The organism is Kitasatospora sp. NPDC059571 (genome assembly GCF_042735675.1).
In the GTDB taxonomy this organism is placed as follows: domain Bacteria; phylum Actinomycetota; class Actinomycetes; order Streptomycetales; family Streptomycetaceae; genus Kitasatospora.
This window is the reverse complement of sequence record NZ_JBHWBW010000190.1, coordinates 1-8,104: the sequence shown is the minus strand read 5'-3', so window position 1 is coordinate 8,104 and position 8,104 is coordinate 1. Positions and strand designations below refer to the sequence as shown.

The window sequence follows — 8,104 nt, the reverse complement described above, 5'->3', positions numbered from 1 at the left end:
ACATCATGACACGGCGGTGCGTCGTGGTTCACACGCCCCCCCCGCCTAACCCCCGCACGGCCCCCCCCCCCAAGGGCGGGCAGGCCTCCGATTCGAAGGCGAATGCCTACAGACCGACCTCGTTCATCAGCTGGCCGACCTCGGGGTTGGTGAGGCGGCGGAGCCAGCCGGACTTCTGGTCGCCGAGGGCGATCGGGCCGAAGTGGGTGCGCACCAGCTTCTCCACCGGGAAGCCGACCTCGGCCAGCATCCGGCGGACGATGTGCTTGCGGCCCTCGTGGAGGGTCACCTCGACCAGGTAGTTCTTGCCGACGTTGGAGACCACCTTGAAGCTGTCGGCACGGGCGTAGCCGTCCTCCAGCTCGACGCCCTTGGCCAGGATCTTGCCGAGGTCCCGCGGGATCGGGCCCTGGATGGCGGCCAGGTAGGTCTTGGTCACGCCGTACCGGGGGTGGGTCAGGCGGTGCGCCAGCTCACCGTGGTTGGTGAGCAGGATGATGCCCTCGGTCTCGGTGTCGAGCCGGCCGACGTGGAAGAGCCGGGTCTCGCGGTTGGTGACGTAGTCGCCGAGGCACTGGCGGCCGTCCGGGTCCTCCATGGTGGAGACCACGCCGGCCGGCTTGTTGAGGGCGAAGAACAGGTACGACTGGGTGGCGACGGTCAGGCCGTCGACCTTGATCTCGTCGTTCTGCGCGTCGACCCGCTTGCCCTGCTCGGTGACGCGCTTGCCGTTGACCTCGACGCGGCCCTGCTCGATCAGCTCCTCGCAGGCCCGGCGGCTGCCCATGCCGGCCCGGGCGAGGACCTTCTGCAGGCGCTCGCCCTCGGGCTCGCCGAAGGTCTTGGGGGTCTTCACGACCGGCTTGTCGTGCCGGGCCAGCACCGCGTCCTCGATCCGGGCCTGGAGCTCTCGGGAGCGCTGCGGCTGGCGGCGCGGGTCGCCCGGGGCGCCCTGGCCCTCGCGGCGCGGCTTGGGCGCGGGCGCGGGACGGCGCGTGGAGTAGCCGCCGCGGGCCGGGGTGGCGTTGGGGCCGCCGCCGAACTCGGGACGGTCGTAACGGCGCTCCTCGGGGCGCGGCGGGCGGTCCGGGAACTGCCGGCGCTCGTCGCGCCGGTCGTCGCGGCGGTCGTCCCGCCGCTCGCCGCCGCGCGGCGCGGACGAGCCGCGGCCGCCGCCGTACGAGGAACCTCCGCCCTGACCGCCGCGGCCACCGCCGCCCTGCCCGCGGCCGCCCTGGGAGCCGCCGTACGACGAACCGCCCCGCGAACCGCCGCTCCGGCCCCCGCCCTGTCCACCACGGCCCTGGCCGCCGCTGTTCCTGCCGTTGCCACTGCTACGCATCAAATTGTCCGTACGTCGTCTCGGTCTAGGTGAGCCCCTCCTGTGCGGCGGCGACCGCCTCCGCGATCATCGTGCCTTCGAGGGACTCCGCTTCCACGTCGTCGACCTCGGGCAGGAAGGGCGCGAGCTCCGGCAGCTCGTCCAGGCCGCGCAGCCCCATCCGTTCCAGGAAGTAGTTGGTCGTCCGGTACAGGATCGCTCCCGTTTCGGGCTCGGATCCGGTCTCTTCCACCAGTCCTCGCTGTACCAGGGTACGCATCACGCCGTCACAGTTCACACCGCGTACCGCGGAGACCCGGCTGCGCGACACCGGCTGGCGGTAGGCGACGACCGCCAGCGTCTCCAGCGCGGCCTGGGTGAGCCGGGCCTGCTGGCCGTCCAGGACGAAGCGGTCGACGGCCGGCGCGCAGTCGGCCCGGGTGTAGAACCGCCAGCCGCCGGCCACCAGCCGCAGGTCGAATCCGCGGCCCTGGGCGGTGTACTCGGCGGACAGCTCGCGCAGCGCGGCGCCCACGGCGGCCCTGGGGCGCTCCAGGACGGCCGCCAGGTGCGCCTCGGTGGCGGGCTCGTCGACGACCGTCAGGATCGCCTCCAGGGCGGCGCGCAGCGGCACCTCGGGCTCGTCGGGCAGGTCCGGCTCCGGCTCGGGGTCCGGTTCCGGCTCGGGCAGCGGCGCCGGGTCGGGCATCGGCTCGGGCTCGGAGGTGCCGGTGGCCGGTGCGGGCACCCGGGCGGGTGCCGCCACGGCGGCCTCCGCGGCGGCCTCGGCAGGGGCGTGTGCCCGCGGCGCCGGTGCTGCCGCCGGGGCCGGTACCGCGGCCGGGGCGGGGGCCGGAACCGCGGGCTCGGCCTGCGCGGGCCCGACGAGGGCCTCCACGGCCTCCTCAGGGCCGCCGTAGGCCGGTTCCAGCCACTCGTCGGGGCGGGACTGGCCGGGCACGCCCAGGGCGCGCCTGGCGGGCTTCGACTGCTCGGTGCTCACTGCGACTCTCCGTCCTCGCTGCGGCCGTCGCCGCCGGGGCGCTCGGCGCCCTCGCCCGGCGGCCGGTCGAACTCGTCGGTCACCTCGACGCGCCGGTCGGCCTCGGCCACCCAGTGCACCAGCAGTTCGCCGAGTGCCTCCGGCTGCTCGAAGCCGAGCACCCTCTCGCGGTAGAGCTCCAGCAGCGCCAGGAAGCGGGCGACCACGACGAGGGTGTTGTCGGCGTCCTCCACCAGCCTGCCGAAGGTCGCGCTGCCGAGCGCGGTGAGCCGGTCGACGACCACCTCGGCCTGCTCGCGGACGCTGACCGGCGGGGTGTGGATGTGGTCGACGTACACGGCCGGCTTCGGCTTCGGCACCATCGCCCGGGCGGCGAGGGCGGCGAAGCCCTCCGGGCCGATCGTGATGACCACCTCGGGGAGGAGCTGCGCGTGGTGCGGCTCCAGCCCGACGGTGCGCGGGCGCTGCCGCTGCTCGGCGGCCCAGCGCTCGGCGAACAGCGCGGCGGCCTGCTTGTACGCCCGGTACTGCAGGAGCCGGGCGAAGAGCAGGTCGCGGGCCTCCAGCAGGGCCAGGTCCTCCTCGTCCTCGACCTCGGCGGCCGGCAGCAGCCGGGCCGCCTTGAGGTCGAGCAGGGTGGCCGCCACCACCAGGAACTCGGTCGCGGCGTCGAGGTCCCAGTCCGGGCCCATCGCGCGGATGTGCGCCACGAACTCGTCGGTGACCCGGGAGAGCGCCACCTCGGTGACGTCCATGCGGTGCTTGGCGATCAGGCCGAGCAGCAGGTCGAACGGGCCCTCGAAGTTGTCCAGCCGCACCAGGAAGCCGCCGCGCTGCTCGCCCGGGGCCGCGGCCGCCGCGGGGGCGCCGGGGTCGGGGGCGGCGGCGGCCGGGTCGGGCGGCCGGCTCTCGCTCGTCATGACCGGACCATCTTCACCCGGCGGACCGGGCGGCGGGCCCCCGGGGGCCGCGACACGCCCGCGGCGGCCGCGGGCGGGGCCGTCAGCGGCCGCGCAGCCGCCTGACCAGGATGCTCGCCTCGCCGCGCTGCTCCAGGTCGGCCAGCACCACCGAGATGGCCTCGCGGACGACGCGGCCGCGGTCGACCGCCAGGCCGTGCTCGCCGCGGAGCACCAGCCGGGCGTGCTCCAGGTCCATCAGCTCCTCGGCGGAGACGTAGACCGTGATCTTCTCGTCGTGCCGCTCCCGGCCGGAGGGGCGCCGTGCGGCGCGCCCGCGGGGGCGGGGGCGCCGGGCCTCGGCGGCCTGCTCCTCGGCGGCCGGGTGCCGGCGGGCGCCGTCCGCCGCGGGGTGCTGCTCACCGCGCGCCGACCGGTCGGCCTCGGTCCCCTCGGCGCCGGGCTCGGCCGCGGGCGCGGCCTGCTCGGCGGGCCGTGCGGTCTCCGCTCTGGGGGCCTCGGCCGGCCGGCCCAGCGAGGGCGACAGGGCCATCCCTCCGGTGGTCCGGAAGAGCTCGTCGGCTCCCGGGAGACTCACTCGGCGGGGCGGCACCGGTCGAGCACCTCCCTGGCGAGCTGGCGGTAGGCGGCGGCGCCGACCGAGTTGGTGGCGTAGGTGGTGATCGGCTCGCCGGCCACCGTGGTCTCCGGGAACCTGACGGTCCGTCCGATGACGGTGTGGAAGACGTGCTCGCCGAAGGCCTCCACGACACGGGCCAGCACCTCGCGGCTGTGCACGGTGCGGGAGTCGTACATGGTGGCCAGGATGCCGTCCAGGCGCAGGTCGGGGTTGAGCCGCTCGCAGACCTTCTCGATGGTCTCGGTGAGCAGCGCGACGCCGCGCAGCGCGAAGAACTCGCACTCCAGCGGGACGATGACGCTGTGAGCCGCCGTCAGGGCATTGACCGTCAGCAGGCCGAGCGAGGGCTGGCAGTCGATGATGACGTAGTCGTAGTCGGGCAGCAGCGGCTTGAGGGCGCGGGCGAGTGCGGACTCGCGGGCGACCTCGCTGACCAGCTGCACCTCGGCGGCGGACAGGTCGATGTTGGAGGGCAGCAGGTCCATGCCGGGGACGGCGGTCTTCAGCAGGACCTCATCGGCCGTCAGGCCCCGCTCCATGAGCAGGTTGTAGACGGTGACGTCGAGTTCCATCGGGTTGACGCCGAGGCCGACCGAGAGGGCGCCCTGCGGGTCGAAGTCCACCAGCAGCACCCGGCGGCCGTACTCGGCCAGCGCGGCGCCCAGGTTGATGGTCGACGTGGTCTTGCCGACGCCGCCCTTCTGGTTGCACATGGCGATGATCTGTGCGGGGCCGTGCTCGGCGACCGGCGCGGGGATCGGGAAGTACGGCAGCGGCCGTCCGGTGGGGCCGACCCGCTCGCGGCGCTGCCGGGCGGCGTCGGGGGCCAGGGTGGCGGCGTACTCCGGGTCCGGCTCGTACTCGGCGTCCGGGTCGTCGTAGGGGCCGTAGCCGAGGTCGGCGTAGGACAGGCCGTACGCGCCGAGGTCGGCGTCGTGATCGGCGACCGCCGTGCCGCTCTGGCGCGCCTCGAAGGTGCGGAGTGCGACCGAGCCGATCTCCGCCGTGCCCACCGTGCCCTGCCGTGCGTACTCGTCGTTCGGCTGTCCGGTGGCGAGCTCCGCCAGTCCTGGCTGACCACCCCCGGGAGCAAATGTCGACTCATTCACAAGTCGTCTTACCTCCTTGGGCTTCCAGGACACTATGTCGATACGTCAGCGTGGCAGCATGCCGACGGTTTGCGACTCTAGGCCGTTTCAGGCGTTCGCAGCAACACAATCCACGGTAGTGGGCACGATGTGTCGGCTCCCGCAGCGGTCGCTGTCAAGGCTTACCGGGGCCCGAAAGCCGCCGAATCCGCGGCGCGCGACCCTCCCGGCCGGGTGACCCGCGCTGACCAGGTCCGCAGGCCGGGTGACCGGATGCACAGGAATTGACATCGGCCGTCCACCAGGTGGTCACCGGCCGGTCCACGACGGTGGGCCGGAGCCCGCCCGGGCACGCCGCGACCCCCGCCGGCCGGACGGCCGACGGGGGTGCGGGGCAGACACCCGCACCCCCGGCCCGAGGATGGGCCCCTCCTGTCCGGTGACGGGCAGGGAGGGAGGGCCGGGGGTGCGTCGAGGGTGAGGAGACGTCAGGCGAGGACGCTGCCGAGCTCGACCGAGGGGAGGTCGAAGGCGTCGGCGACGGCCTTGTAGGTGATCTGGCCCTCGTGCACGTTCAGGCCCTTGGCCAGGGCCTCGTCACGGCGCAGGGCCTCCTTCCAGCCGCGGTTGGCCAGCTCGACGATGTAGGGCAGCGTCGCGTTGGTCAGCGCGTAGGTGGAGGTGTTCGGGACGGCGCCCGGCATGTTGGCCACGCAGTAGAACACCGAGTTGTGGACCTGGAAGGTCGGGTCGGCGTGCGTGGTCGCGCGGGAGTCCTCGAAGCAGCCGCCCTGGTCGATGGCGATGTCGACGAGCACGGAGCCCGGCTTCATGCGGGAGACCAGCTCGTTGGTGACGAGCTTCGGGGCCTTGGCGCCCGGGATCAGCACGGCGCCGATCACCAGGTCGGCCTCCAGGACGGCCTTCTCCAGCTCGAAGGAGTTGGAGGCGATGGCCTTGATCCGGGTGCCGAAGATCTTGTCGGCCTCGCGGAGCTTGTTGATGTCGCGGTCGAGCAGGGTCACGTCGTAGCCCATGCCGATGGCGATGGTGGCCGCGTGCCAGCCGGAGACGCCGCCGCCGATGACCACGGCCTTCGCCGGGTGGGTGCCGGGCACGCCGCCGGGCAGCACGCCGCGGCCGCCGGCCGGGCGCATCAGGTGGTACGAGCCGACCTGCGGGGCCAGCCGGCCCGCGACCTCGGACATCGGGGCGAGCAGCGGCAGGGCGCCGTTGGCGAGCTGCACGGTCTCGTACGCGATGGCGGTGGTGCCGGAGGCGAGGAGCGCGTCGGTGCCGGCGCGGTCGGCCGCCAGGTGCAGGTAGGTGAAGAGCGTCTGGCCCTTGCGCAGGCGGTGGTACTCCTCCGCGATGGGCTCCTTGACCTTGAGCAGCAGGTCGGCGGTGGCCCACACCTCGTCGGCGGTGGGGAGGATGGTGGCGCCGGCGGCCACGTACTCCTCGTTGGGGATCGAGGAGCCGAGACCGGCGTTGTCCTCGATGTAGACCTCGTGTCCGTTGCGGACCAGCTCATGCACGCCGGCGGGCGTGATGGCCACGCGGTACTCGTGGTTCTTGACCTCGCGGGGGATGCCGACCTTCACGGCTAAACACGTCCTCTTGCCATGGGGGTCCCTACCGGAGAAGACCGGCGGGCGGCGCGCACGGGGGGAGGGCCCCGGATACGCCGGGGCACGGTTCGCTGCGCGACTGCTGTCGAGTGTAATGAAGCCCAGCGGATCCGTCAGCCTTCCAAAGTGAATAAATCTGCTGGACTCATTGGCAGGTTCGTAGGCTTGCACGACGCCGTTGCCACCAAAGGGCTACGAGTGCCGCATATCAGACACTACTCCGCAAACGGGTGATTCCACTCGCCTGCGAGTTGCTGCTGGAGGCGGTCCAGGGCCTGCGAGACCAGGGCCGCGCCGCGGGCGTCGCCCAGCCGGCGGAGCATCCCGAGGGCGGCCCGGTACTCCCGCAGCGCCTCCTCGAACCGGCGCTGCGCGGTGTGCGCCTCGGCCACCCGGGCCAGCAGCCGGGCCTCCGCCGCCGCGTCCCCGAGCCCCTGCCGCAGGGCCAGCGCCCGCCCGTACGAATCCCCGGCGCGCAACGGGTCGCCGAGCGCCCGGTAGCAGCCCGCCGCGCTCTCCAGTGCGCGGGCACAGCCGAGCTCGTCACCGGTCTGCCGGGCCCGGTCGAGGGCGTCCCGGTAGCGCGCGGCGGCCTCCTCCCCGCGGCCGGCGCCGGCCTGCAGGTCGCCGAGGTTGAGCAGTGCGGCGGCCGCCCGGCTCGGGGCGCCCGCGCGTTCCGCGACCGCCAGCACCAGCAGGTGCAGCCGGTGCAGGTCGGCGGGGAGCGCCGCGCCGGCCGCGGGCAGCGCCCGCAGCAGGGCGGCGACCAGCCGCCCGGCCGAGCCGTCCAGGTCGGCGCCGGCGACCGCGTCGGCCGCCGCGGTGAGCAGCAGCTCGCGCTCCTCGCGGAGCCAGCCGGCCGCGTGCGCGGCATTGCGCAGGCGCAGCGGCCCGGGCAGCGGCTCCGGCCGGGGCCCGTCGCCCGCGGCCAGCAGCGCGTGGGCCGACTCGACCATCCTGATCAGGCGCTCCAGCAGGCGGGCCCGGGCGAGCTCGACCTCGGCGGGCCGGTCGGCGCCGTCGCGCAGCTCGGCCAGCCGCGGGTAGAGGCGGCCGGGCAGCCGGTAGCGGTCGGTGCCGTCCCCGGCGGTGCGCTCGGTGGTGAGCAGGTCGAGGCCGGCCAGCGCGGCCAGCAGCCGGCCGGCCTCCGGGGCCGGGCACCCGAGGAGTGCGGAGGCGGTGCGCTGGTCGGCGAGCTGGGCGGGGGCGAGGGTCAGCATCCGCAGCATCCGGGCCTGGGCCGCCGGCAGCTCCCGGTAGACCAGGTCGAACGCGGCGCGCAGCGGTTCCCCGTCGGGCACCGGGACGGGCCCCTCCACGGGGGCCGGGCGGTTGCCGGAGCGCCCCCGTGCGGCGGGGCCGGGCCCGGCCGGTGCGGGCGTCCCGCCGGCCGGGGTGCCGTCCGGTGCGGGGCGCCCGGCGCCGTCCTTGCCGCGGCGGGCGGGGCCGGCCGCGCCCGCTCGCACAGCGCCAGGGGGAGCCCCCCCCCCCCCGCCGCGGGCCCGGGGCCCCCCGCGCGGGC

The 8,104-nt window shown here is 74.9% G+C and carries 7 protein-coding genes; all 7 read right to left on the bottom strand.

What is annotated here, in order from left to right; all coding sequences use genetic code 11:
- Nucleotides 1-106: 106 nt before the first annotated feature.
- The 7 genes from ACFV0G_RS21220 to ACFV0G_RS21190 all read right to left on the bottom strand — a co-directional run bounded on the left by ACFV0G_RS21220 (nt 107) and on the right by ACFV0G_RS21190 (nt 7,883).
- Nucleotides 107-1,342 carry a pseudouridine synthase gene (locus tag ACFV0G_RS21220; protein ID WP_380549903.1) on the bottom strand — a complete coding sequence of 412 codons (1,236 nt, stop codon included), beginning with the start codon at nt 1,340-1,342 and terminating at the stop codon, nt 107-109.
- A gap of 25 nt (nt 1,343-1,367) precedes the next feature.
- The gene (gene scpB / locus ACFV0G_RS21215) at nt 1,368-2,030 is read right to left on the bottom strand and encodes an SMC-Scp complex subunit ScpB (RefSeq protein WP_380549915.1); all 663 of its coding nucleotides are present in this window, start codon (nt 2,028-2,030) and stop codon (nt 1,368-1,370) included.
- Between the two features lie 290 nt (nt 2,031-2,320).
- On the bottom strand, nt 2,321-3,244 hold the full coding sequence (locus ACFV0G_RS21210; protein ID WP_380549900.1) for a segregation and condensation protein A: 924 nt from the start codon (nt 3,242-3,244) through the stop codon (nt 2,321-2,323).
- Nucleotides 3,245-3,326: 82 nt separating this feature from the next.
- The gene (locus tag ACFV0G_RS21205; protein ID WP_380549897.1) at nt 3,327-3,776 is read right to left on the bottom strand and encodes a hypothetical protein; all 450 of its coding nucleotides are present in this window, start codon (nt 3,774-3,776) and stop codon (nt 3,327-3,329) included.
- A 41-nt stretch (nt 3,777-3,817) separates the two neighbouring features.
- Entirely contained in the window at nt 3,818-4,972 is a 1,155-nt protein-coding gene (locus ACFV0G_RS21200; RefSeq protein WP_380549894.1) for a ParA family protein, read from the bottom strand.
- A 467-nt stretch (nt 4,973-5,439) separates the two neighbouring features.
- Nucleotides 5,440-6,555 carry an alanine dehydrogenase gene (gene ald, locus ACFV0G_RS21195; RefSeq protein ID WP_380549891.1) on the bottom strand — a complete coding sequence of 372 codons (1,116 nt, stop codon included), beginning with the start codon at nt 6,553-6,555 and terminating at the stop codon, nt 5,440-5,442.
- Nucleotides 6,556-6,797: 242 nt separating this feature from the next.
- On the bottom strand, nt 6,798-7,883 hold the full coding sequence (locus ACFV0G_RS21190; protein WP_380549888.1) for a hypothetical protein: 1,086 nt from the start codon (nt 7,881-7,883) through the stop codon (nt 6,798-6,800).
- Nucleotides 7,884-8,104: the final 221 nt, after the last annotated feature.

Excerpts from the sequence above, each read along its gene's own strand:
- ACFV0G_RS21205 (WP_380549897.1), bottom strand. The coding sequence starts at position 3,776 with ATGGCCCTGTCGCCCTCGCTGGGCCGGCCGGCCGAGGCCCCCAGAGCG.
- ACFV0G_RS21210 (WP_380549900.1), bottom strand. The coding sequence starts at position 3,244 with ATGACGAGCGAGAGCCGGCCGCCCGACCCGGCCGCCGCCGCCCCCGAC.
- scpB (WP_380549915.1), bottom strand. The coding sequence starts at position 2,030 with ATGCCCGACCCGGCGCCGCTGCCCGAGCCGGAACCGGACCCCGAGCCG.
- ACFV0G_RS21220 (WP_380549903.1), bottom strand. The coding sequence starts at position 1,342 with ATGCGTAGCAGTGGCAACGGCAGGAACAGCGGCGGCCAGGGCCGTGGT.